We start from the raw sequence: 24,972 nt of genomic DNA on the forward strand, positions 1-24,972 counted from the left end.
CCGTCTGAAAAGTTTCAGACGGCATGGCTTTTTAAATATCATTAATTAAATCATTGATTTAATCTTTCGTAACTTGTCCAAACAATTCCTCATGCTGCCGCAACAATCTTTCCTTATCGTCTTCAAAATCCAAGATTTGCTCAAAGCGCTTTAACACCGCATGCGCGGTATCTGCAGCCGAGGCGGCAATATGCGGATCTTGGCTATTGGCAGCAATACCGGCCAGCACTTTTTGCATGGTCAGGCCGACTTCGGCTGCACCAGCACCGTCGCGGGCAATGGGTAAAAAGGTTTGCGGTACCCATTGGTTGCTGTCGGCAGCAATGATAGACAAGCGGTCATATTGCGTTTCTTCGCACTCAGGATGCGGCTTGGTCAGCAAACGCAATATCATCACCATCACGCTGATGGCGGTGCCGGGGTCGTTGATGCCGGGCGACAATGCGCGTTGGGCAGCTTCACTCAACACATTCAAGCCCCATTGCGGATCTTGTTCATAGGTGCGCTCTTGGTTGATGACGAAGCATCCGGCGAATTTGTCCGCCAAATCTGCATCGCCTTGGCCGGCAGACAAACAGGCCATCACGGTGTTGGACGTTAATAATTTACCCGGTCGAACGATAATCGAGACATACGTTTCATGCTCTTCCGCCAGCTTCTGCAACGATGCCATATCGATATGGGTAAGATAGCCGGGCTGCTTGGCATAAATCGGGCGTACCGGCTGTTGCAAGCTGCCTTTCCACGCCGCGCCCATATCGGGTGCGGTGTAATAATGATCCAGCGCGCTTTCGGTTTTGGCACTGATTTTGTGCAAGGTATTGCCCAAGCTGCCCAGTTGCGACAGGGTAAACACCCAGCGAATCAGCGTCACAATCAAATACACCAGCACCGCAATCGTGCCGACAAACAAAATAAAGCGGCCGTTTTGCCCGTAATATTCCATGCCCAGCGCGGTTTTGGCGATCACGGCATAGATAAATGCGGCGATAAAGCTGGCGATGGCGGTGCGGGTATTGTCATCGGCCATCACCAAATTCATGGCGCGTGGTGTGGCACCATTGGCCGCCGACGAAAACGCCGATACCATAATCGACAACGAAAACGTGCTTACCGAAAGCATACTTGATGCCACAATGCTCAACAGGCCGTCTAAGGTGCTGCGTTCAATATCGGGCAAGATACCCGCTTGCAGCATATCGCCGAAAAAGCGCGCAATAAAGGCAAAAATCACGGCAAAAATCGCCCAATAAGCGGGCACCAGCCAAAGTTGGTTGGCTGGTTTCTTCACAGCAATCAGCCAGCGGTAAAAAGTATTGGTCATGAGTTTTAAAAAAATGCACAAGCAAAACACAATTATAAATCAATCAGGCGGGCAAACCTATTCCCACGCTTTTTTGCTTGAATTCCCTTTCAGACGGCCTTATCATCATTGTCAATCTCGTTCATATACTAAAGGCACACAATCATGCAGGATATTCAACAATACGTCCGCGACACCGCCACCGCAGCCAAACAGGCTTTCTATCTGATGGCAAACGCCACCACCGCGCAGAAAAATGCCGCGCTGTTGCGCATGGCTGAATTGATTGCGCAGCACCAAACCGCCATTCTGGCCGCCAACGCGCAAGACATGGAAAACGCTGCCGCCAAAGGCTTAGATTCCGCCCTGCTCGACCGCTTGAAATTAACAGAAAAAACCGTCGAATCCATGTGCGAAGGCTTACGCCAAGTAGCGGCGCTGCCTGACCCTGTCGGCGAGATGGACGAATTCCGCACCCGCCCAAACGGTTTGCAAATTGGCAAAATGCGCGTGCCGCTGGGTGTGATTGGCATCATTTACGAATCACGCCCAAACGTCACCATCGATGCGGCGGCCTTGTGCCTGAAATCCGGCAATGCCTGCGTGTTGCGTGGCGGCAGTGAAGCCTTTGAAAGCAATATGGCGATTGCCAAACTCATCCGCCAAGCGCTGACCGAAAACGATTTACCGCCGGCTGCCGTGAGCGTGATTGAAAACACCAGCCGCGAAAGCGTCGGCGCCATGCTGCAAAGCCCTGAACTGATTGACGTGATTATCCCGCGCGGCGGCAAATCGCTGGTTGCCCGCGTCGCTGCCGAAGCACGCGTGCCGGTGATTAAACATCTCGACGGCATTTGTCATGTGTACATCGACCAAGCCGCCGATACGCAAAAAGCCATTGGCATCGCCTTCAACGCCAAAACTTCGCGCTACGGCACCTGCAACACCATGGAAACCCTGCTGATTCACGCCGCGCGTGCTGAAGAAATGCTGCCTTTGCTGGCAGAAAAATACGCCGAAAAACAAATCGAGCTGCGCGGTTGCGAACGCACTTTGGCAATTTTGCCCAACATCAACGCCGCCACCGAAGAAGATTGGGACACCGAATACCTCGCCCCTGTTTTAGCGGTGAAAATTGTCGATGACTTGACCCAAGCCATCGCCCACATCAACACCCACGGCAGCCACCACACCGATTCCATCATCACCGAGTCTTACACCGATGCGCAAATCTTCCTGCGCTCAGTGGATAGCGCCAGCGTGATGGTCAACGCGTCCACCCGTTTTGCCGACGGCTTTGAATACGGCTTGGGCGCAGAAATCGGCATTTCCACCGACAAAATCCACGTGCGCGGCCCGGTCGGCTTACACGGCCTGACTTCGCAAAAATGGATTGTGTTGGGCAACGGCCAAGTGCGCATTTAAACCCGATTATCAAGGCCGTCTGAAAGTTTATTTTCTTTTCAGACGGCCTTTTTATACTATCTACAAAGGAGCCATCATGACAACAACACCTTTCACCACCGCCGATTTAATCGACATCGCACCCGATACCCCATCATGCGAAATTCAGTTTAAAAGCTTTGGCAACAAACGGTTCAGCGGCAAAATCCGTACTTTAAAATGCTTCCGCGACAACAGCATCCTGCGCCAAACCTTTAATCAAGCATCCGATGGTGAAGTTTTGGTGGTCGATGGCGGCGGCTCGTTGGCCAGCGCATTGATGGGCGACATGATTGCCGAAGAAGGCCGCAAAAACGGCTGGGCAGGCATTGTCATCTACGGTGCCATCCGCGACAGCGTCGCCATCGATCAAATGGATTTCGGCGTCAAAGCACTCGGCACCAACCCGCGCCGCAGCGCGAAAAACAACCAAGGCGAAACCGACATACCGCTTGAATTTGGCGGCGTCACCTTCATCCCCGGCCACTATCTCTATAGCGATGAAGACGGCATTTTGGTTGCCGAAAAGCCTTTAATTTAATTGAACACCAGCCATCACAAAAGGCCGCCTGAAACCCTACTCAAGTTTCAGACGGCCTGAGACCTTTGCAAAATCCCTATCTTTGGCACATTTCTTCGTTGTGCGCTGCTCGAAAGCTTGCCTATCTAAGTGATATGTCTGCGCTTTCTGCGCTGCTACAACTTTGAACTGTACTCAAATCTAGGGATTTTGCAAAGGTCTCGGCCTTATTATTGATATAACAAAATCATCTTTATTATAAACAAACCATTCTTTCCCATTTTCAGGCGGCCTCGTTAAAGTATCGGCAAACCCAATATGAAGGAACGCACATGACCGCCACCACCGCCCCATTACTCCGTTTCATCACCGCCGGCAGCGTTGACGACGGCAAATCCACCCTGATCGGCCGCCTGCTCTACGACAGCAAAACCCTGCTGACCGACCAAATCGACAAGCTCAACAAAGCCTCTGAAAACGGCGATACACCCGATTTCGCCAGCCTCACCGACGGCTTGGCCGCCGAGCGCGAACAAGGCATCACCATCGACGTGGCCTACCGCTATTTCGCCACACCAAAACGCAAATTCATCATCGCCGACACGCCCGGCCACGAACAATACACCCGCAACATGGTCACCGGTGCATCGACCGCCGATGCCGCCATCGTGTTGGTCGATGCCACCCGCGTTGATTTCAGCGGTGAAGAACCGGTTTTACTGCCTCAAACCAAACGCCACAGCGCCATTTTGAAACTGCTCGGCTGTCCGAACATCATTGTCGCCGTCAACAAACTCGACCTGCTCGATTTTGACGAAAACAAATACCAAGCCATCACCGCCGCCTATCAAAAGCTGGCCCAACAAATCGGCCTCACCGCCGACGTGCATTTCCTGCCCATCAGCGCATTGAAAGGTGACAACATCGTCAACGCCAGCACCCAAACGCCATGGTACCAAGGTTTGCCTTTGCTGCCACTATTGGAAAGCCTGCCCGTTTCCCGCAAAGACGCGCTCGCCCAAGCCGCCCATTTTCCCGTGCAACGCGTAGCACGCCAAGACGGCAGCAGCAGCGACGATTTCCGCGGCTACCAAGGCCGCTTGGAAGCAGGCCGCCTGAATGTCGGTGACAGCATTAAAGTGCTGCCCAACGGCCAAACCGCCAAAATTGCCGAAATCTACAACGCCAAAGGCAAAACCCAATCCGCTGAAGCAGGCGAAGTGCTCACCATCACCTTGGATACCGACATCGACATCTCGCGCGGCAACAGCATTGTCGCCGCCGACAGCCCTGTCGCGCCAAGCCAGCAATTCCAAGCCGCGCTGTGTTGGTTCGACGATATTCCGCTCAACCCACGCCGCAAATACCTGCTGAAACACACCACCCAAACCGCCGCTGTCAAAATCAGCGAAATCGCCTACGTTTGGGACGTAAACACCCTAAGCCAAGTGCAATCCGCCACCGAGCTGAAACTCAACGATATCGGCAGCGTCAGCCTGAAAACCCAACAGCCGCTCAACGCCACTACCTACGAGCAAAACCCGGCCACTGGTGCGTTTATCATCATCGATGAAGCCACCAACCACACCGTCGCCGCCGGTATGATTCGCGGGGGCGATGAAGCGGGTACGTTTGAGATTTAACACCGGTTTCGTTAGAAATAACAATGCCGTCTGAAAGCAAACCTTTCAGACGGCATTTTCTAATTTCTAACCAATCACACCGCCGCTTCGCTGCGCTCACCCGTGCGGATGCGGATGGCTTCTTCCACCGGATAGACAAAAATCTTGCCGTCGCCGATTTTGCCGGAGCGGGCGTTTTCGATGATGGCTTCGATGGCGCGTTCGACATCGTGATCGGCCAACACCAGCTCGATTTTAACTTTCGGCAGGAAATCGACGGCGTATTCTGCGCCGCGGTAAATTTCAGTGTGACCCTTTTGGCGGCCGAATCCTTTCACTTCGGTCACGGTCATGCCGGTGATGCCGATTTCGGTTAAGGCTTCGCGCACGTCGTCGAGTTTGAAAGGCTTAATGATGGCTTCGATTTTTTTCATGGCTGGCTTTCTATTTGTTTTTCAGACGGCATACATTAATCATGAAGGCCGTCTGAACAGAAAAAGATGACTGGAAAATTATCACAATCCGCTTTTTTATTCAATCGCGTTTTGTGGTGTGAATTGTTGACACTTCACGGCAAAATACCCAAGCAAAATAGCCCTATTATGCGTATAATATCGTTTTTCCCAACCGCATTTGAGAGCCGAATCCATGTCTGTTGTTTTGCCCTTGCGCGGCGTTACCGCCCTGTCTGATTTCCGTGTTGAAAAACTGTTTCAAAAAGCAGCTGCTGCCGGCCTGCCTGAAGCAAAGCTGGAAAGCGAATTTTGGTATTTTGTCAGCAGCGAAAATGCTTTAGACGCTGCGACCATTGAAAAACTGCAAGCCTTGCTGGAAGCTGAACGTGTTGCCGAAACACCGAAGCCTGCGAGCGGCTTGCATTTATTTTTGATTACCCCACGCTTGGGAACAATTTCGCCTTGGGCTTCCAAAGCCACCAACATCGCGGAAAACTGCGGTCTTGAGGGCGTCGAGCGCATTGAGCGTGGCATGGCGGTGTGGATTCGCGGCGATTTAACTGCCGAGCAGCAACAACAATGGGCGGCGCTGTTGCACGACCGCATGACTGAAAGCGTGTTGACCGACATTGATGCGGCGGCGCAATTGTTCCACCACATCCAATCGGAAACTTTCTCAACCGTCGATTTGTTAAACGGCGGCAAAGAAGCCTTGGTTAAAGCCAACAGCGAAATGGGCTTAGCCTTGTCACCCGATGAAATCGATTATTTGGTAGAAAACTACCAAGCCTTAGGCCGTAATCCGAGCGATGTCGAGCTGATGATGTTCGCGCAAGCCAACTCGGAACACTGCCGCCACAAAATTTTCAACGCCGATTTTATTTTGAACGGCGAAAAACAGCCGAAATCGCTGTTCCGCATGATTCGCGACACCCACGAAGCCCACCCTGAAGGCACGGTCGTGGCCTATAAAGACAATTCTTCCGTGATTGAAGGCGCAAAAATCGAGCGTTTCTATCCGAATGCCGCCGATAACCACGGCTACCGTTTCCACGAAGAAGACACCCACATCATCATGAAAGTGGAAACCCATAACCACCCGACCGCCATTGCCCCATTTGCAGGTGCGGCCACCGGCGCGGGCGGTGAGATTCGTGACGAAGGTGCAACTGGTAAAGGTTCGCGCCCGAAAGCAGGCTTGACCGGCTTTACCGTGTCCAACCTGAATATCCCCGGCTTAGAACAGCCTTGGGAACAAGCCTACGGCAAGCCCGGCCACATCGCTTCGCCTTTAGACATCATGATTGAAGGCCCAATCGGCGGCGCGGCGTTTAACAACGAATTCGGCCGCCCTAATCTGCTGGGCTATTTCCGCACGTTTGAAGAAAAAGTCGATGGCCAAGTGCGCGGCTATCACAAGCCGATTATGATTGCCGGCGGCTTGGGTAATATTCAGGCTCAGCAAACGCATAAAGACGAAATCCCTGAAGGCGCATTGTTAATCCAACTTGGCGGCCCGGGTATGCTGATTGGTCTCGGAGGCGGCGCGGCTTCGTCTATGGATACCGGCACCAACGACGCTTCTTTAGACTTTAACTCAGTGCAACGCGGCAACCCTGAAATCGAACGCCGCGCGCAAGAAGTCATCGACCGCTGCTGGCAGCTGGGCGACGATAATCCGATTATCTCGATTCACGACGTGGGCGCGGGCGGCTTGTCAAACGCTTTCCCTGAATTGGTTAACGATGCCGGCCGTGGCGCAAAATTCAAGCTGCGTGATGTGCCTTTGGAAGAACATGGCCTGACCCCGCTGCAAATCTGGTGTAACGAATCACAAGAGCGTTATGTGTTGTCAATTTTAGAACAAGATTTAGACACCTTCCGCGCCATTTGCGAACGCGAACGCTGCCCGTTTGCCGTGGTCGGCGTGGCCACCGATGACGGCCATCTGCAAGTGCGTGATGATTTGTACGACAACAATCCGGTCGATTTGCCACTGAATGTTTTACTCGGCAAACCGCCTAAAACTACCCGCAACGACACCACCGTAACGCCGTCTGAAAGCCAGTTTGACTCTTCTGCCATCGACATTACCGAAGCCGCTTACCGCGTGCTGCGCCTGCCGACTGTGGCCGCGAAAAACTTCTTGATTACCATCGGTGACCGCAGCGTGGGCGGCATGACCCACCGCGACCAAATGGTCGGCAAATACCAAACACCGGTAGCCGATTGCGCCGTGACCATGATGGGTTTCAACACCTATCAGGGCGAAGCGATGTCTATGGGCGAAAAACCGACCGTCGCCCTGTTTGACGCGCCTGCTTCCGGCCGCATGTGTGTTGGCGAAGCGATTACCAACATCGGCGCCGTCAACATCGGCGACATGGGCAACATCAAACTTTCCGCCAACTGGATGGCCGCCTGTGGCACCGAAGGCGAAGACGAAAAACTTTACCGCACAGTTGAAGCCACGTCACAAATCTGCCAAGCCTTGGATTTAAGCATTCCGGTGGGCAAAGACAGCTTGTCGATGAAAACCGTATGGCAAGACGAAGCAGAACAAAAATCCGTGGTTTCGCCTTTGAGCCTGATTATTACCGCGTTCGCGCCGGTAAAAGATGTGCGCAAAACCATCACGCCTGAATTGCAAAACATGCCAGACAGCACCTTACTGCTGATTGACTTGGGCAACGGCCAAGCCCGCATGGGCGGCTCGGCTTTGGGTCAGGTGTATAACCAAATGGCAGGCCAAGCGCCGGATATTGAAGCAGGCCGTCTGAAAGCATTTTACAACGCCATTCAGCAATTGGTTGCCGAAGACAAACTGCTGGCCTACCACGACCGCGGCGACGGCGGTTTGTTTGCAACCTTGGCGGAAATGGCGTTTGCCAGCCGCGTGGGTTTGAATGTGGACATCAGCGCATTGACCGCTGCACAAGCAGACCAAAACGCTGCTGCTGCCCGCGCTTTGTTTAATGAAGAATTGGGTGCGGTGATTCAGGTGAGCGCGGCCGATTTGGCTGCTGTGGAAGCCTTGTTTGCCCAAGCCGGTATTGATGTACACAACATCGCCACCTTAGCTGCCGATGAAAAAATCGTTATCCGCAACGCAAACGGCATCTTGCTGGAACAATCCCGTGCTGACCTGCAACGCGCATGGCAAGAAACCAGTCACGCCATTCAAAAACTGCGCGACAATCCGGCTTGCGCCGACAGCGAGTTTGCTTTAATCGGCGACAACCAACGCAGCGCGCTGTTTGCCGATTTGACTTTTGATGTGAACGAAAACATCGCCGCGCCGTTTATCAACAGCGGCGCAAAACCAAAAATCGCCGTACTGCGCGAACAAGGCGTGAATGGCCAAATCGAAATGGCCGCCGCCTTTAATCAAGCCGGTTTTGATGCCTATGACGTACATATGTCCGACCTGATGAGTGGCCGCGTGAATCTCGACACCTTCCAAATGCTGGCGGCGTGTGGCGGCTTCAGCTACGGCGACGTATTGGGCGCGGGCGAAGGCTGGGCGAAATCGATTCTGTTCCACCCTGCTTTGCGCGACCAGTTTGCTGCCTTCTTCGCCAATCCGAACGCGCTCACGCTGGGCGTGTGTAACGGCTGCCAAATGGTCAGCAACTTAGCCGACATCATTCCGGGCACCGCCGCATGGCCGAAATTCAAACGCAACGAAAGCGAACAGTTTGAAGCGCGCCTGACCATGGTCAACGTGACCAAATCGCCTTCGCTGATTTTGAACGAAATGCAAGGCAGCAGCCTGCCGGTGATTGTCAGCCACGGCGAAGGCCGCGCCGACTTTGCGCTCAAAGGCGGTCAAGTGCCGGCAGATTTGGCGATCGCGCTGCAATACGTTGACGGTTTGAACCAAGTCACCCAAACCTATCCGCTCAACCCGAACGGCTCACCGCAAGGCATTGCCGGTGTGACCAACGCCGACGGCCGCGTCACCATCATGATGCCGCATCCGGAACGCGTCTTCCGCGCCGCGCAAATGAGCTGGAAACCTGAAAACTGGACAGAGCAATCCGGCTGGGCGCGTCTGTTTGCCGGTGCGCGTAAAGCATTGGGTTAATCTAACAAGCAAGGTTTGAATATCAAGGCCGTCTGAACAATACTGTTCAGACGGCCTCCGCTTTTTTGCATTCTGCCCCATATAGAGTATGATAAAGCCTGATTTGCTTTCTAGGCCGTCTGAAACATGAAACACGCTTTTATTCTCAGCGATTGCGAGTATCCGGAATGCGACACCAAGCCGTTTGCCTTGCTCACCGCCAATCCGACCAAAATGCACCATTATGTCGCACAAACCGAGCAGCGGCAGCACGCGCATAATTCGTCGGTTGGCACGCAAAACCAAAACGTGTATCGCTTGCCGATCAGCCTGTTTCACAAGCCTTACCGCGGCGAAGTGGATAATGTGAACATCATCACCAATCTGGCCGCCAAAAACCTTTACACGCTCACCTTTGTTGAAGATTCGCCCAACCAATACAATCTCGAAAGCTGGTTCAACCGCCATGAAAGCGGCTATGAAGATTCGTGCCAAATGCTGCGCAGCCTGCCTGCAGGCCGTCTAAAAGCACCCGATGCCATTTGGCGGATTCTGCGCTTAAAGCTGTTGGGTATTTTGCGCAACCCGAATAACCACAAAACCTTGTTTGCCCACCGCCTACACCAAGCCATCCGGCGCCAATTGCCTGATGTGAGCCGCGAATTTGTGCATTTAATCCGCGCGCGCGACCCGAAGCGCATCCGCTCGATTTTGCAGGATTTCGATTTCAATTTTCACGGCTACGTCAATTGGCTGTCGAATCTTTACGGCATGTTAAGCGACGGTGTGTCGCAGCCTTCGCTGTTTGAACAAATGTTCCGCGCGGCGTTTGATGTGCCCGAAGCGGTGAAAATCGAGCTTTACCGCTATCCTGACAACTCAGGCTTGTGTCTGTTTAATGACCGCTCGTTTTGCCTGCAGGAATCGAAAAAAGAAATCAGCGTCGGTGTGAACCTCACCCACGATATGTTCGCCATCGTGCATGTGAAGCTGGAATTGTGGCGCACGCTGAAAAGCGAGTTCCCTCACAAACAAACGCGCAAACAAGGCGAAATCCATATTTACGACCACAACCAAACCCAACGCCTGACCTACAACCGTTTAACCATCAAACAAGCCCGCGCCGCCGTGTACGGCTTAAGCCGCAACCATCGCGATTATGTGCAGGAACAGGCATTATAAAAAAGGAACCACATGAAAATCACCCCAGTCAAAGCATTCAATGACAACTATATTTGGATGATTCAAGAAGGCAATCTGGCCGTTTGCATCGATCCGGGCGATGCCACGCCGGTATTAAAGTTTCTGGTCAACAACCGCCTGATGCTCGCGCAAACATGGATTACCCACCACCATGACGACCACCGCGGCGGCGCAGCGGCGTTGTGGCGCACATTTTTGGAATCACCGGTTTACGGCAACAGCGACATTCCCGAAGCCACCCACCGCGCCGAAGCCGGTTTGCAGATTCCGTTTGGAGACGGCTTGGCCACTGTTTGGGCCACACCAGGCCACACCAGCCATCATTTAAGCTATCTGTTTGAAACTTCAGACGGCCTGCACGTTTTCTGCGGCGATACCTTGTTCAGCGCAGGTTGCGGCCGCGTGTTCACCGGCACGATTGAAGAATTGTTCGACAGCTTTCTACGTTTCAACCAATTGCCGGAAAACACCTTGTTTTACCCCGCACACGAATACACCGCTTCAAATCTGCGCTTTGCCGCCCACATCGAGCCGGACAACGCCGACATTCAGACGGCCTTGCGCGAAGCCGAATCCGCCACCGCCCCAACCTTGCCGGTAACGCTGTTGCACGAGCGCAAAGTCAATCCCTTTTTACGCGTCGGCTTGCCACAAGTTTGGGAACGCGTAGAAAGCTTGAGCGGCAAAAAATTGGATACCGAATTGGAAGTATTTGCCGCCTTGCGCGAATTAAAGAATCAATTTTAAGGCCGTCTGAAAAGCAGTTTATGAGCTTTTTAAATTGCAAAAAGGCCGTCTGAAACATCATGTTTCAGACGGCCTTTTGTATGGGAAAGCCAATATTGCCTGTTATTTCTTCTTATCCTGCTTCAAATCCACCAAGCGCGTGCCGGCCAAGAAATCATATAAAAACTGACGGTCAGGATTCAGCAACGCAAAGCCCCACGGCAGAATCAGCCAAAACAAGGCCGCACCGAATGCGAGCATCGGCGGAATGTTCAGAAAATGGCGCAATCCGGCATAAGCCAGCATGGGGATAAACACCACAAATACGCACGCCCAGATGAAGCGTTGGCGCAGCTGGTGCAGCGGCGGTTGCACGTTTTGCTGATTGGCCAAGCCGATTTTCCAAGTTTGCATCGCCAGCGTTTGGCCTTTTTGCAGCCAGTTCATGCGGAAGTAATACCACCAAAAACCAATCACCAACACACAAGTGACAAAGCTGGATAAATAGGTAGAAATCGGATTGAGAAAAATCGCCAGTATGCCCGACAAAATCGCGGCAATGGCAGTCACGGCGCCGACCAGCAGCATTTCATACATCAAGGCGGCGAGGCGGCGTTTGAGGGAAACAGTAGGAAATCGGGTCATGGGCATAATATGTAATACAAAGGCTGAGAACTTTGCAAAACTTCTTTAAAAGCCACTGCACAAAAAATCGACGTCATTCCCGCGCAGGCGGGAATCCATTTATGGAAACGGAAACCTATTGAATAGAAATAGTTTCTTAAATACCAAGATAGATTCCCGCCTGCGCGGGAATAACGGCTGTTTTGGTGTTAATGATGGTTCATGAAGTTTTGCAAAGTTCTCAGGCCGTCTGAAAGGCAAAAGCGGAATCAGAAATATTATATTTCGCTTCGACCTATTTCAGACGGCCTGTCGGTTAAAAATTAACGGTGCGGGCGTTTTTGGCCTTTGGCTTGTTGTGCCGCCATTTGGTTCATTTCCTGACGGGTCGGGCGTTTCTTAAACATGGCATGCGCTTCGTCAACCGAGCATTTTTGCGACAAACAAATCAGCGTAATCGCATCTTTTTGCGCTTGGCCGCCACGGTGATACATGCGGCGCAAGTTGGCTTCGTTAATGCGGCCTTTTTCAGGGTCGATGTCGAATTTTTTCAGGCGCTCGATAAATTGACGTTGCTGGCGGCGCGAAGTCCACACGAAACCACCGGCAGCGGCAGCCATAATGATGACAGCAATCAAAATGGCCAGCGGCCATGAATCGACAATCAACACCAACAGCAGGCTCAAAACGGCGGTGGCCAGAATCATCAGGCCGGCTAAGCGGATTTTTGCTTTTGTATCCATGAATTGTGTTTCCTTAAAACAGTTTGAGGCCGTCTGAAAAAATTCCGTTGAGCTTTTCAGACGGCCTTGGAATGATTTAACGCTATTTTACAGTATTTTCTTGCTTCAGGGGAAAGATTGGCGGCTTTTTCATGGAAATGGACGAATTGTTTTAAACTGCCAAACTCATCACCAATTGTTTGAATTCCGTCCACGAATCGCCTTCTTCCGCGCCTTTAATCATGCGGTCGATTTTGGCACAGGTTTGCAGCGCGTCCAACAATCGGCTGATGGGAATGCGGTTAGCGGCCATCGGTGCCAGCGTTTGCTTTTCACCCCACAAGCGCAGGCTGTTGCGCAACGATTGGATATTCTGCCCTTGCTTTAACGCAGCGGTCAGCCGAATCAGCGTGCGGATGTCTTCGGCCACCGCCCACAGCAACAACACCGGCTCTTCGCCATCAGCTTCCAAACCATCAAGCAAACGCGCCACACGTTGCGCATCGCCCTTCATCCACGCGCCGGCCAGTTGGAACACATCAAATCGCGCCACATTGGCCACCGCCGCTTCGGCATCGGCCATGTTCAGCAGATGGCCTTTCGGGTGCAACAAGGCCAGCTTGTCGATTTCCTGCTTGGCAGCCAGCAGATTACCTTCCACGCGTTCGGCAAACAAAGCCAGCGCATCGTTTTCAATTTCCAAGCCCCATTTTTGCAGACGGCCTCGAATCCATGCCGGCAAGGCCGCCGCACCCACCGCTTTTGCTTCCAGCATCACACCGTTTGCCGCCAACGCACCAAACCATTTGGCTTGCATTTGCGCTTTTTCCAGCTTGGGCAACATGATGACGGTGACGGTGTCTTCGGGCAATTGTTGGGCAAAATGCTGCAATGCTTCGCCGCCATTTTTGCCCGGTTTGCCGTTGGGAATGTGTAATTCGAGCAATTTCAAATCGGCGAATAAACCCATGCTACCCGCTGATTGCAACCATTCGTTCCAATCGAAATTGGTTTCGGCGGTATGCACTTCGCGGTTGAGATAACCCTGCTGCCGCGCAGCAGCACGCAAGGTGTCAAGCGCCTCAATCCGCAATAAATCTTCTTCGCCGTGAATAACATACAGCGGCTTGAGCGGCATATCGGCACTGAGCTGTTCGATATTCATCGCCGCCATTTACTGCGCCGCTTTCAAAAAGGTCAGGCGGCGCACGATTTGGTCGGCAGCATCGGTGCGCATTTCCGACCAGATGGTTTGTTCTTCTTCGGCTTTACCCAATACTTCGCTGTCGGCGTAATCCATGGTACGGTGTACCACCACGCTCATTGGTTCGCCCACCGGCTCGCCGTTGCGGGTCGCCTGTGCATCCACGCGCAGCATCAGCAGGTATTCGTTGATATCGGCCGCGCGGGTAATGGTGTAAATGTCGCGGCGGGTTTCAATGTGGGTCACATTCACCGCCATTTGTGCCTGATCCATACCGACCGGACGGCCGTCTGAACGGCGCAGAGAATTTTCCAAAGCCTGTTGCAATGCACCGCCGTTAACATACCAGTTTTGATACGGCAGCGGCTGCGAAGTACCGGCCGTGCCTTTCAAATGAAAACCGCAGGAAGCCAGCAGCAATACTGCAGCGGTCAGGATGATTTTTTTCATGTTAGGCTTTCGTTTTCAAGACGAGAATAGCTGGATTATAGCGGATTATCAGGCCGTCTGAAATCTTTGGGTTTCAGACGGCCTAATGAGATAAAAGTAACTTCGGTCAAGCTAATTGAATCAAGGCCGTCTGAAAAGCAATAAACTTTTCAGACGGCCTCGCAATGGTTTCAACTGATTAAAACACTATGCTTCATTATCCAGCCAAATTAAGCTCACCATACGGCCCGTTTGCCCGTCGCGGCGGTAAGAGAAAAAGCTGTCGCGCTCCAATACAGTGCAATGTTCGCCGCCGTAAATCATGCTCACCCCTTCGCGCCGCAACACCATTCGCGCCAAGGCATACATATCGGCGAGATATTTACCACCGCCGATGGATTCAAACGCGCTTTCGGCAGCGGGCATTTGTGCGGTAAACGCATCAAATACGTCCTGCCCCACTTCAAAAGCTTCCGGCCCGATTGCCGGTCCCAAGTAGGCCATGGTTTCTAAAGGCGCTACCTGCATGGCGCGTACGGTATTTTGCAATACACCACCTACCAAACCACGCCAACCAGCATGTGCTGCGGCCACAACCGTACCCGCTTTGTCGCAAAACAAAACCGGCAGGCAATCAGCGGTCATGCTGGCGCAAGCGGCTTGGCCGGTGGTATCAACGCTCGCGTCGGCATCGGTAAGTATTGCCAGCGCATCAGTCGCGTTCACTACAATATCGCTGTGGATTTGGTTAAGATAGGCAACGGGCAAACCAATTTGGTTTTGCACGATTTCGCGGTTGCGCGCCACATGCTCGGGGTTATCGCCGACATGCGCGCCGACATTCAGGCTGTGAAACGGCGCTTCACTCACCCCACCGTTGCGCGTGGTGATTAGGGTTTTCACATTGGCAGGCGCAGGCCAGTCGGCGGTAAGGAAAGTTTTGCTTTGCGCTTTAATGCCCAAGGTTTCGCTTAAGGTTTTCATGCAGTTCCTTTTTTTCAGACGGCCTATTTCATTCATAGGCCGTCTGAAACATTATTCTCGTACATAAACGACTTCAACATCGTAATCGTCTTCGTTCCAATCATCGTCATCGTCGCTGTCGAGCTTGTCTTGCCATTCTTCTTCATGGCTCAACGATGAATCCAAGCCGGCTTCCAAACGCAATACCGAAAGCAGATGGTAAATATCATCCGGCAACGGCGCTTCAAACGACACCGTTTCATTGGTTTTCGGATGAACAAAGCTCAAACGGTAAGCATGCAAGGCTTGGCGCGCGCCCAAAGCCTTCACCGCTTCTTTCACGCCTTCGCTGCACGGATGGCGCGGGTTGCCGTAAACCGGATCCGCCGCCAACGGGTGATTGGCTTCGCGCATGTGCACGCGGATTTGATGGGTGCGGCCGGTTTCCAACGCGCATTCGATATAGCTGTGCGACAAATAGCGTTCCAGCACTTTCACATGGGTCACAGCAGGTTTACCGCCATATTTCACCACCGCCATTTTCAAACGGTTGTGCGGATCACGGCCGATTAAAGTGTCGATTTTGCCGTCAAAAGGCACTACACCGTTGGCTACGGCGCGGTAAATACGTTTCACCGTACGCGCTTGAAGCTGCTGCACCAAAGAAGTTTGTGCGGGTAAGTTTTTCGCCACCACCATCAAACCGCTGGTTTCTTTGTCCAAGCGGTGCACAATCCCTGCCCTCGGCACTTGGCTAAGTTCCGGGCAATGCGCGAGTAAGCCGTTTAACAGCGTGCCTGTCCAGTTGCCCGCAGCGGGATGCACCACCAGTCCGGCAGGTTTGTTGATGACAATCACGGTATCGTCTTCGTAAACAATATCCAAATCCATCGCTTCAGGGGTGAATGCCAGATTTTCTTCGCTCGGACGCACGGTAACTGTGATAAACTCTCCGCCAATCATTTTTGCTTTCGGCTGGGCAGGTTTGTCGTTTACCATAACATCGCCGTATTTAATCCAAGCGGTCAGGCGGCTGCGCGAATAATCGGGCATGAGTTTGGCCAGTGCCGCATCCAAACGCAATCCGGCCATCTCGACAGGTACAGTCAATTTAACACAACTTTCTGCTTCAGGGACTGCCGCAAAGTCTAAATCATCGCTATAATCAGCTTCATTATCAAAGGAAGTATTCTGCATGAAAAAAATTCTTTTATTAGTTTCTTTAAGTTTGGCGCTCAGCGCATGTGCCAATAAAGGCACCATCGATAAAGACGCTCAAATTACTCAGGATTGGAGTGTGGAACAGCTTTATGCTGAAGCACAGGATGAATTGAACAGCAACAATTATACGCGAGCCATCAAGTTATATGAACTGCTGGAATCACGTTTCCCTAATGGCCGCTACGCGCAGCAATCGCAATTGGATACGGCCTACGCATACTATAAAGATGACGAACCGGAAAAAGCCCTGGCCGCCATCGACCGCTTCCAGCGCCATCATCCGCAACATCCGAACATGGATTATGCCTTATATTTAAAAGGCTTGGTATTGTTTAATGAAGATCAGTCTTTCTTAAACAAATTGGCTTCACAAGACTGGTCTGACCGAGACCCTAAAGCCAACCGCGATGCATACCATGCTTTTGCTCAATTGGTAGAACGCTATCCGAACAGTAAATATGCACCAGATGCCACCGCACGCATGACCAAATTGGTTGATGCATTGGGTGGCAATGAAATCGCCGTTGCCCGTTATTACATGAAACGCGGCGCATACGTTGCGGCCATTAACCGCGCACAAAAAATTGTTCAGCAATACCAAAATACACGTTATGTTGAAGAATCTTTAGCCATGATGGAACTGGCCTACAAAAAACTGGAAAAACCGCAACTGGCTCAAGATACCCGCCGTATTTTGCAGCAAAACTTTCCGGAAAGCCCATTCTTAACCCATGAATGGCGCAATGGTGACATGCCTTGGTGGCGTTACTGGAAGTAATATATCAATTTAAGAAATCAGCCTGAAATATTTCAAGCTGATTTTTTTTTGAGGTAATATCCGCAAAACAAAAAGCCGTCTGAACCTGACATGTTTCAGACGGCCTCCACTTTCCAATCATCCAGCAAGCGGCTACTTCTTAACAGCAGGCCGGGCAGCCTTCTTGGCCGGCGCAGTGACAGTAGCCTCATTCTTCAGCTTCGAGAAGATTCCCTCGCCAATGCCTTTGACGTTTTTCAATTCGTCCACCGTTTTAAAGCTGCCGTGCTGTTTGCGGTACTCCGCAATCGCTTTGGCTTTGGCTGGGCCGATGCCCGGCAGGGCGGTCAGTTCGCTTTCGGAGGCCGTATTGATATTGACGGCTGCAGCCGATATCGAGGCGGCCAGAGTAGCCAGTGCGGTAAAGAGGATTTTTTTCAAAGTATTCACGCCGGTTGCTCCTTTTTTGAACGGTTAAAGTGTGCATTATATTTAGCCGCTGCCGGGATGGCAAATCGTGTGGTCGGTTTGGGGTTATTTTAAACGTAAAGAAGCCTCTGACAAGGGTCAGAGGCTTCGAATGGGTGTTTGGCAGTGACCTACTTTCACATGGAAGAACCACACTATCATCGGCGCTGAGTCGTTTCACGGTCCTGTTCGGGATGGGAAGGCGTGGGACCAACTCGCTATGGCCGCCAAACTTAAACTGTACAAATCGGTAAGCCGTTATGCAGTCTCCTGCACTTATTTATTCTTTAATCAACTGTTGGTGATGACTGAATCATCAGTAAGCTTTTATCTTTGAAGTTCTTCAAATGATAGAGTCAAGCCTCACGAGCAATTAGTATCGGTTAGCTTCACACATTACTGCGCTTCCACACCCGACCTATCAACGTCCTGGTCTCGAACGACTCTTTAGGAGGATTAAATCCTCAGGGAAGTCTCATCTTCAGGCGAGTTTCGCGCTTAGATGCTTTCAGCGCTTATCTCTTCCGAACTTAGCTACCCGGCTATGCCACTGGCGTGACAACCGGTACACCAGAGGTTCGTCCACTCCGGTCCTCTCGTACTAGGAGCAGCCCCCGTCAAACTTCCAACGCCCACTGCAGATAGGGACCAAACTGTCTCACGACGTTTTAAACCCAGCTCACGTACCACTTTAAATGGCGAACAGCCATACCCTTGGGACCGACTACAGCCCCAGGATGTGATGAGCCGACATCGAGGTGCCAAACTCCGCCGTCGATATGAACTCTTGGGCGGAATCAGCCTGTTATCCCCGGAGTACCTTTTATCCGTTGAGCGATGGCCCTTCCATTCAGAACCACCGGATCACTATGTCCTGCTTTCGCACCTGCTCGACTTGTCGGTCTCGCAGTTAAGCTACCTTTTGCCATTGCACTATCAGTCCGATTTCCGACCGGACCTAGGTAACCTTCGAACTCCTCCGTTACTCTTTGGGAGGAGACCGCCCCAGTCAAACTGCCTACCATGCACGGTCCCCGACCCGGATTACGGGTCTGGGTTAGAACCTCAAAGTCACCAGGGTGGTATTTCAAGGACGGCTCCACAGAAACTGGCGTCTCTGCTTCTAAGCCTCCCACCTATCCTACACAAGTGACTTCAAAGTCCAATGCAAAGCTACAGTAAAGGTTCACGGGGTCTTTCCGTCTAGCAGCGGGTAGATTGCATCTTCACAACCACTTCAACTTCGCTGAGTCTCAGGAGGAGACAGTGTGGCCATCGTTACGCCATTCGTGCGGGTCGGAACTTACCCGACAAGGAATTTCGCTACCTTAGGACCGTTATAGTTACGGCCGCCGTTTACTGGGGCTTCGATCCGATGCTTGCACATCTTCAATTAACCTTCCAGCACCGGGCAGGCGTCACACCCTATACGTCCACTTTCGTGTTAGCAGAGTGCTGTGTTTTTAATAAACAGTCGCAGCCACCTATTCTCTGCGACCCTCCAATGCTTACAGAGCTAGTCTTTCACATCGAAGGGCATACCTTCTCCCGAAGTTACGGTATCAATTTGCCGAGTTCCTTCTCCTGAGTTCTCTCAAGCGCCTTAGAATTCTCATCCTGCCCACCTGTGTCGGTTTGCGGTACGGTTCTGATTCAACTGAAGCTTAGTGGCTTTTCCTGGAAGCGTGGTATCGGTTACTTCAGCACCTTGGTGCCTCGTCATCACTTCTCGGTGTTAAGAAGACCCGGATTTGCCTAAGTCTTCCACCTACCGGCTTAAACAAACTATTCCAACAGTTTGCTAACCTAACCTTCTCCGTCCCCACATCGCATTGAATCAAAGTACAGGAATATTAACCTGTTTCCCATCGACTACGCATTTCTGCCTCGCCTTAGGGGCCGACTCACCCTACGCCGATGAACGTTGCGTAGGAAACCTTGGGCTTTCGGCGAGCGGGCTTTTCACCCGCTTTATCGCTACTCATGTCAACATTCGCACTTCTGATACCTCCAGCACACTTCTCAATGCACCTTCTTCGGCCTACAGAACGCTCCCCTACCATACGTGTAAACACGTATCCGCAGCTTCGGTTATAGATTTGAGCCCCGTTACATCTTCCGCGCAGGACGACTCGACCAGTGAGCTATTACGCTTTCTTTAAATGATGGCTGCTTCTAAGCCAACATCCTGGCTGTCTGGGCCTTCCCACTTCGTTTACCACTTAATCTATCATTTGGGACCTTAGCTGGCGGTCTGGGTTGTTTCCCTCTTGACAACGGACGTTAGCACCCGCTGTCTGTCTCCCGAGGAGCAACTTGATGGTATTCTTAGTTTGCCATGGGTTGGTAAGTTGCAATAACCCCCTAGCCATAACAGTGCTTTACCCCCATCAGTCTCATTCTCGAGGCACTACCTAAATAGTTTTCGGGGAGAACCAGCTATCTCCGAGTTTGTTTAGCCTTTCACCCCTATCCACAGCTCATCCCCGCATTTTGCAACATGCGTGGGTTCGGACCTCCAGTGCGTGTTACCGCACCTTCATCCTGGCCATGGATAGATCACTCGGTTTCGGGTCTACGCCCAGCAACTAGTCGCCCTATTAAGACTCGGTTTCCCTACGCCTCCCCTATTCGGTTAAGCTCGCTACTGAACGTAAGTCGTTGACCCATTATACAAAAGGTACGCAGTCACGGAACATGTCCGCTCCCACTGTTTGTATGCATCAGGTTTCAGGTTCTATTTCACTCCCCTCCCGGGGTTCTTTTCGCCTTTCCCTCACGGTACTGGTTCACTATCGGTCGATGATGAGTATTTAGCCTTGGAGGATGGTCCCCCCATATTCAGACAGGATTTCACGTGTCCCGCCCTACTTGTCGTACGCTTAGTACCATTGATCAGATTTCGAATACGGGACTATCACCCACTATGGTCAAGCTTCCCAGCTTGTTCTTCTATCTCAACAATTATCACGTACAGGCTCCTCCGCGTTCGCTCGCCACTACTTGCGGAATCTCGGTTGATTTCTTTTCCTCCGGGTACTTAGATGGTTCAGTTCTCCGGGTTCGCTTCTCTAAGCCTATGTATTCAGCTTAGGATACTGCACAAAATGCAGTGGGTTTCCCCATTCGGATATCGCGGGATCAAAGCTTTATTGCCAGCTCCCCCACGCTTTTCGCAGGCTTACACGTCCTTCGTCGCCTATCATCGCCAAGGCATCCACCTGATGCACTTATTCACTTGACTCTATCATTTCAAGAACCTCTTTGACTTAATCCGCACTACCGTTGACAAGTAGTGGAACTAGATGTTTTTACTTTGATAAAGCTTACTGCTTTGTTGTGTCTTAACCCTGCCTTTTGTGTTTCAGGGTTAAGTCGATACAATCATCACCCAAATTCTGTGATTTACTTCTTTACAACAATCAGCCATTTGCAAATAGCTGATTGTCAAAGTAAATCAACATTGTCTTTGTTTGTTGATTTCGGCTTTCCAATTTGTTAAAGATCGATGCTTTTCAATATTGCTATTGACTTCGCAAATCAAAATGAGCTGGCCATTATATCAGCCTTCTTTTTTCTGTCAAGCTTTTATTGGTCAAACAAAAAAATCAGCGCTATGCGCTTTTTTGTTCTTCCTGCCAACTGACTTTGATTTGGGAAGTGCGTGGTGGAGGCAAACGGGATCGAACCGATGACCCCCTGCTTGCAAAGCAGGTGCTCTACCAACTGAGCTATGCCCCCAGTATGAGTTATGGTGGGTCTGGGAGGACTTGAACCTCCGACCCCACGCTTATCAAGCGTGTGCTCTAACCAGCTGAGCTACAAACCCAAGGTCGTTATTTTGAAATCGTTTAAGTTCAGTTTTTAACCGTTCTTTTTTTTGATCTCTCAATATCTTTTGCATCTTCTACAGTTTACCGATAAGTGTGAATGCGAGAAGCCTCTTCTTTTCTCTAGAAAGGAGGTGATCCAGCCGCAGGTTCCCCTACGGCTACCTTGTTACGACTTCACCCCAGTCATGAAGCATACCGTGGTAAACGGGCTCCTTACGGTTACCCTATCTACTTCTGGTATCCCCCACTCCCATGGTGTGACGGGCGGTGTGTACAAGACCCGGGAACGTATTCACCGCAGTATGCTGACCTGCGATTACTAGCGATTCCGACTTCATGCACTCGAGTTGCAGAGTGCAATCCGGACTACGATCGGTTTTGTGAGATTGGCTCCACCTCGCGGCTTGGCTACCCTCTGTACCGACCATTGTATGACGTGTGAAGCCCTGGTCATAAGGGCCATGAGGACTTGACGTCATCCCCACCTTCCTCCGGCTTGTCACCGGCAGTCTCATTAGAGTGCCCAACTGAATGATGGCAACTAATGACAAGGGTTGCGCTCGTTGCGGGACTTAACCCAACATCTCACGACACGAGCTGACGACAGCCATGCAGCACCTGTGTTACGGCTCCCGAAGGCACTCCTCCGTCTCTGGAGGATTCCGTACATGTCAAGACCAGGTAAGGTTCTTCGCGTTGCATCGAATTAATCCACATCATCCACCGCTTGTGCGGGTCCCCGTCAATTCCTTTGAGTTTTAATCTTGCGACCGTACTCCCCAGGCGGTCAATTTCACGCGTTAGCTACGCTACTAAGCAATCAAGTTGCCCAACAGCTAATTGACATCGTTTAGGGCGTGGACTACCAGGGTATCTAATCCTGTTTGCTACCCACGCTTTCGAGCATGAACGTCAGTGTTATCCCAGGGGGCTGCCTTCGCCATCGGTATTCCTCCACATCTCTACGCATTTCACTGCTACACGTGGAATTCTACCCCCCTCTGACACACTCTAGCTAGCCAGTTCAAAACGCAGTTCCCAGGTTGAGCCCGGGGATTTCACATCTTGCTTAACTAACCGTCTGCGCTCGCTTTACGCCCAGTAATTCCGATTAACGCTCGCACCCTACGTATTACCGCGGCTGCTGGCACGTAGTTAGCCGGTGCTTATTCTTCAGGTACCGTCATCACACAGTGATATTAGCACTATGCTTTTCTTCCCTGACAAAAGTACTTTACAACCCGAAGGCCTTCTTCATACACGCGGCATGGCTGGATCAGGCTTGCGCCCATTGTCCAAAATTCCCCACTGCTGCCTCCCGTAGGAGTCTGGGCCGTGTCTCAGTCCCAGTGTGGCGGATCATCCTCTCAGACCCGCTACTGATCGTCGCCTTGGTAGGCCTTTACCCCACCAACTAGCTAATCAGATATCGGCCGCTCAAATAGCGCTAGGCCCGAAGGTCCCCAGCTTTCCTCCTCAGAGAATATGCGGTATTAGCTAATCTTTCGATTAGTTATCCCCCACTACTCGGTACGTTCCGATATATTACTCACCCGTTCGCCACTCGCCACCCAAGAAGCAAGCTTCTCTGTGCTGCCGTCCGACTTGCATGTGTAAAGCATGCCGCCAGCGTTCAATCTGAGCCAGGATCAAACTCTTATGTTTAATCTCTAACTTATTTAACTTCTGGTCTGCTTCAAAGAAACTGACAAAGTATAGATATTTCTACATCTTGTCTGTTTTTGTCGCAGTGTGAGGCTTGTCGCACTCACACTTATCGGTAATCTGTTTGTTAAAGAACAAGAACCGAACTATACATCACTCAAACTACTTGTCAACTCTTTTTTTCAAATTTCATCGAAAAATTAAATCAACCGTGCTATAATTATCAGTTCGTTTCGCTACTGCGTCAGCAGCGAAGAACCGAACTATACCCCTCTCCCCCAAAACCGTCAACTCCCACAAACAAATAATTTCTACAAAATCTTTCAAACCTCTGTTTTACAACAAAATTTAATTTCAACTAATTTGTAAAAAAAAACTACTCCAACCACCCAAACTTATCAGCGTTATATACAAAGACCGTCTGAAATGAAGTTTTTCAGACGGCCTTAACCTATACTTCATGATATAGTGGCAACATTCTCTCTTTTTAATACAGATACAAACTTTATTGATATGAGTAAACATATTCTATTGGGCATCAGCGGCGGTATTGCGGCTTATAAATCTTGCGAATTGGTGCGCCTTTTGAAAAAACAGGGTCATGATGTGACCGTGGCCATGAGCCGTGCTGCGGCAGAATTTATTTCTCCCCTTACTTTTCAGGCTTTAAGTGGTAATCCTGTGTTGACCGATACCCATGATGGCCAATCGGGCGGCAACGGCATGGCGCATATTAATTTAACGCGTGAAGCGGATGTATTTTTAATTGCACCTGCTACGGCCAACACTTTAGCCAAAATCGCCAACGGGATTGCCGATAATTTACTGACCAATTTGGCGGCAGCGTGCAAATGCCCTTTGGCCGTTGCCCCGGCGATGAATGTAGAAATGTGGTTCAACCCTGCCAATCAGCGCAATATCCGCCAACTGATTTCAGACGGCATTACCGTCTTCCAACCCAATAGCGGCGAACAGGCTTGCGGCGAAGTTGGCGTCGGACGTATGCCGGAAGCGGCGGAACTGGCTGATTTATTGCCCGATGTGTGGGCAGCTAAACCCTTAAAAGACAAAAAAATTCTGCTCACTGCGGGCGCAACTTTTGAAGCCATCGACCCCGTACGCGGTATTACCAACATTTCCAGCGGTCAAATGGGCATGGCTTTGGCGCGCGCTTGCCGTGCTGCTGGCGCTGAAGTCAGCTTGGTTTACGGCCAAATTCAGACGGCCATTCCAGCCGGTTTACACACCAGCGAACAGGCAATCAGTGCAGAAGCCATGTATCGAGCGGTTCATCAGCAAATTCAGCAGCAGGATGCCTTTATTTCCGTTGCCGCTGTGGCCGACTATAAAGTCAAAAACAGCAGTGAGCAAAAGTTGAAAAAAGACGGCAGCGGCCAAGCACCGATTATCGAGCTTACCGAAAATCCCGATATTCTCGCTTCGGTCGCCGCCCTACCCAATCCGCCTTTCTGCGTGGGCTTTGCGGCGGAGAGCGAAAATGTGTTGGAATATGGCCGCGCCAAACGTCTGCGTAAAAATATTCCAATGCTGGTCGCCAATCAGGTTTCTATTGCCATGGGTAAACCGACCAACCAAATCACCATTATTGATGCCGAGCAGGAGACATCTTTTCCTGAAACCAGTAAGCAACAGGCTGCGGAAGCGATTGTGAAGCGCTTGGCGGAATTGTTGTAATTCATCATAAAAAATGCCGTCTGAAAACATCATATCGTTTTCAGACGGCATTT

The 24,972-nt window shown here is 51.2% G+C and carries 17 protein-coding genes, 2 tRNA genes and 3 rRNA genes; 8 read left to right on the forward strand and 14 right to left on the reverse strand.

Annotated features, from left to right (window positions below; genetic code table 11):
- Positions 1-58: 58 nt before the first annotated feature.
- Positions 59-1,324: a DUF2254 domain-containing protein gene (locus tag ACM67B_RS07415; RefSeq protein WP_416189090.1), complete on the reverse strand. Its 1,266-nt coding sequence runs from the start codon at positions 1,322-1,324 to the stop codon at positions 59-61.
- A 144-nt stretch (positions 1,325-1,468) separates the two neighbouring features.
- Between ACM67B_RS07415 and ACM67B_RS07420 the strand changes: the two genes are divergently transcribed.
- From ACM67B_RS07420 to ACM67B_RS07430, 3 genes are all read left to right on the forward strand, one after another.
- On the forward strand, positions 1,469-2,728 hold the full coding sequence (locus tag ACM67B_RS07420) for a glutamate-5-semialdehyde dehydrogenase (RefSeq protein ID WP_416189091.1): 1,260 nt from the start codon (positions 1,469-1,471) through the stop codon (positions 2,726-2,728).
- Between the two features lie 76 nt (positions 2,729-2,804).
- On the forward strand, positions 2,805-3,287 hold the full coding sequence (gene rraA / locus ACM67B_RS07425) for a ribonuclease E activity regulator RraA (protein ID WP_416189092.1): 483 nt from the start codon (positions 2,805-2,807) through the stop codon (positions 3,285-3,287).
- A gap of 311 nt (positions 3,288-3,598) precedes the next feature.
- Complete coding sequence (locus ACM67B_RS07430; RefSeq protein ID WP_416189093.1) at positions 3,599-4,909, forward strand: sulfate adenylyltransferase subunit 1; 1,311 nt, start codon at positions 3,599-3,601, stop codon at positions 4,907-4,909.
- A 74-nt stretch (positions 4,910-4,983) separates the two neighbouring features.
- Here the strand turns inward: ACM67B_RS07430 and ACM67B_RS07435 are convergent, their stop codons facing one another.
- A complete protein-coding gene (locus tag ACM67B_RS07435; RefSeq protein WP_095501990.1) occupies positions 4,984-5,322 on the reverse strand; it encodes a P-II family nitrogen regulator in 339 nt (112 codons plus the stop codon).
- Positions 5,323-5,536: 214 nt separating this feature from the next.
- Here ACM67B_RS07435 and purL point away from each other — a divergent pair, with 214 nt between their 5' ends.
- The 3 genes from purL to gloB all read left to right on the forward strand — a co-directional run bounded on the left by purL (position 5,537) and on the right by gloB (position 11,359).
- The gene (purL, locus tag ACM67B_RS07440; protein ID WP_416189094.1) at positions 5,537-9,430 is read left to right on the forward strand and encodes a phosphoribosylformylglycinamidine synthase; all 3,894 of its coding nucleotides are present in this window, start codon (positions 5,537-5,539) and stop codon (positions 9,428-9,430) included.
- A gap of 126 nt (positions 9,431-9,556) precedes the next feature.
- Entirely contained in the window at positions 9,557-10,591 is a 1,035-nt protein-coding gene (locus ACM67B_RS07445) for a hypothetical protein (RefSeq protein ID WP_416189095.1), read from the forward strand.
- 12 nt (positions 10,592-10,603) lie between these two features.
- Positions 10,604-11,359, forward strand: coding sequence for a hydroxyacylglutathione hydrolase (gene gloB / locus ACM67B_RS07450; RefSeq protein WP_416189096.1), 756 nt, complete (start codon positions 10,604-10,606; stop codon positions 11,357-11,359).
- A 102-nt stretch (positions 11,360-11,461) separates the two neighbouring features.
- Here gloB and ACM67B_RS07455 read toward each other — a convergent pair whose 3' ends face one another.
- The 6 genes from ACM67B_RS07455 to rluD all read right to left on the reverse strand — a co-directional run bounded on the left by ACM67B_RS07455 (position 11,462) and on the right by rluD (position 16,477).
- Positions 11,462-11,983 carry an RDD family protein gene (locus ACM67B_RS07455; RefSeq protein ID WP_100564081.1) on the reverse strand — a complete coding sequence of 174 codons (522 nt, stop codon included), beginning with the start codon at positions 11,981-11,983 and terminating at the stop codon, positions 11,462-11,464.
- 302 nt (positions 11,984-12,285) lie between these two features.
- Complete coding sequence (locus ACM67B_RS07460; RefSeq protein WP_095501985.1) at positions 12,286-12,705, reverse strand: hypothetical protein; 420 nt, start codon at positions 12,703-12,705, stop codon at positions 12,286-12,288.
- A 151-nt stretch (positions 12,706-12,856) separates the two neighbouring features.
- The gene (gene holA, locus ACM67B_RS07465; RefSeq protein WP_416189097.1) at positions 12,857-13,858 is read right to left on the reverse strand and encodes a DNA polymerase III subunit delta; all 1,002 of its coding nucleotides are present in this window, start codon (positions 13,856-13,858) and stop codon (positions 12,857-12,859) included.
- On the reverse strand, positions 13,859-14,338 hold the full coding sequence (gene lptE / locus ACM67B_RS07470; RefSeq protein ID WP_416189098.1) for an LPS assembly lipoprotein LptE: 480 nt from the start codon (positions 14,336-14,338) through the stop codon (positions 13,859-13,861).
- Between the two features lie 186 nt (positions 14,339-14,524).
- Positions 14,525-15,301 carry a peptidoglycan editing factor PgeF gene (gene pgeF / locus ACM67B_RS07475; RefSeq protein ID WP_416189099.1) on the reverse strand — a complete coding sequence of 259 codons (777 nt, stop codon included), beginning with the start codon at positions 15,299-15,301 and terminating at the stop codon, positions 14,525-14,527.
- A 51-nt stretch (positions 15,302-15,352) separates the two neighbouring features.
- Positions 15,353-16,477 (reverse strand): 23S rRNA pseudouridine(1911/1915/1917) synthase RluD, encoded by a 1,125-nt coding sequence (gene rluD, locus ACM67B_RS07480; RefSeq protein ID WP_416189100.1) that lies wholly within the window; start codon positions 16,475-16,477, stop codon positions 15,353-15,355.
- Here rluD and ACM67B_RS07485 point away from each other — a divergent pair.
- Positions 16,476-17,279: an outer membrane protein assembly factor BamD gene (locus ACM67B_RS07485; RefSeq protein ID WP_416189101.1), complete on the forward strand. Its 804-nt coding sequence runs from the start codon at positions 16,476-16,478 to the stop codon at positions 17,277-17,279. The two genes, rluD and ACM67B_RS07485, sit on opposite strands and share 2 nt — an antisense overlap.
- Positions 17,280-17,411: 132 nt before the next feature.
- Here the strand turns inward: ACM67B_RS07485 and ACM67B_RS07490 are convergent, their stop codons facing one another.
- From ACM67B_RS07490 to ACM67B_RS07515, 6 genes are all read right to left on the reverse strand, one after another.
- A complete protein-coding gene (locus ACM67B_RS07490) occupies positions 17,412-17,699 on the reverse strand; it encodes a ComEA family DNA-binding protein (protein ID WP_416190495.1) in 288 nt (95 codons plus the stop codon).
- A gap of 145 nt (positions 17,700-17,844) precedes the next feature.
- A 5S ribosomal RNA gene (gene rrf, locus ACM67B_RS07495) occupies positions 17,845-17,958 on the reverse strand.
- A gap of 120 nt (positions 17,959-18,078) precedes the next feature.
- Positions 18,079-20,970, reverse strand: a 23S ribosomal RNA gene (locus ACM67B_RS07500).
- Positions 20,971-21,391: 421 nt separating this feature from the next.
- A tRNA-Ala gene (locus ACM67B_RS07505) sits at positions 21,392-21,467 on the reverse strand.
- Between the two features lie 11 nt (positions 21,468-21,478).
- Positions 21,479-21,555: transfer RNA gene (locus tag ACM67B_RS07510), tRNA-Ile, on the reverse strand.
- A 128-nt stretch (positions 21,556-21,683) separates the two neighbouring features.
- Positions 21,684-23,224, reverse strand: a 16S ribosomal RNA gene (locus ACM67B_RS07515).
- The 16S, 23S and 5S rRNA genes sit together here with 2 tRNA genes alongside, the layout of an rRNA operon.
- 513 nt (positions 23,225-23,737) lie before the next feature.
- On the opposite strand from ACM67B_RS07515, the gene coaBC reads away from it, so the two are divergent.
- The gene (gene coaBC / locus ACM67B_RS07520) at positions 23,738-24,919 is read left to right on the forward strand and encodes a bifunctional phosphopantothenoylcysteine decarboxylase/phosphopantothenate--cysteine ligase CoaBC (protein ID WP_416189102.1); all 1,182 of its coding nucleotides are present in this window, start codon (positions 23,738-23,740) and stop codon (positions 24,917-24,919) included.
- The last annotated feature ends 53 nt before the right edge of the window (positions 24,920-24,972 follow it).

The organism is Neisseria sp. CCUG17229 (assembly GCF_047839235.1).
GTDB classification, from domain to species: Bacteria; Pseudomonadota; Gammaproteobacteria; order Burkholderiales; family Neisseriaceae; genus Neisseria; species Neisseria brasiliensis.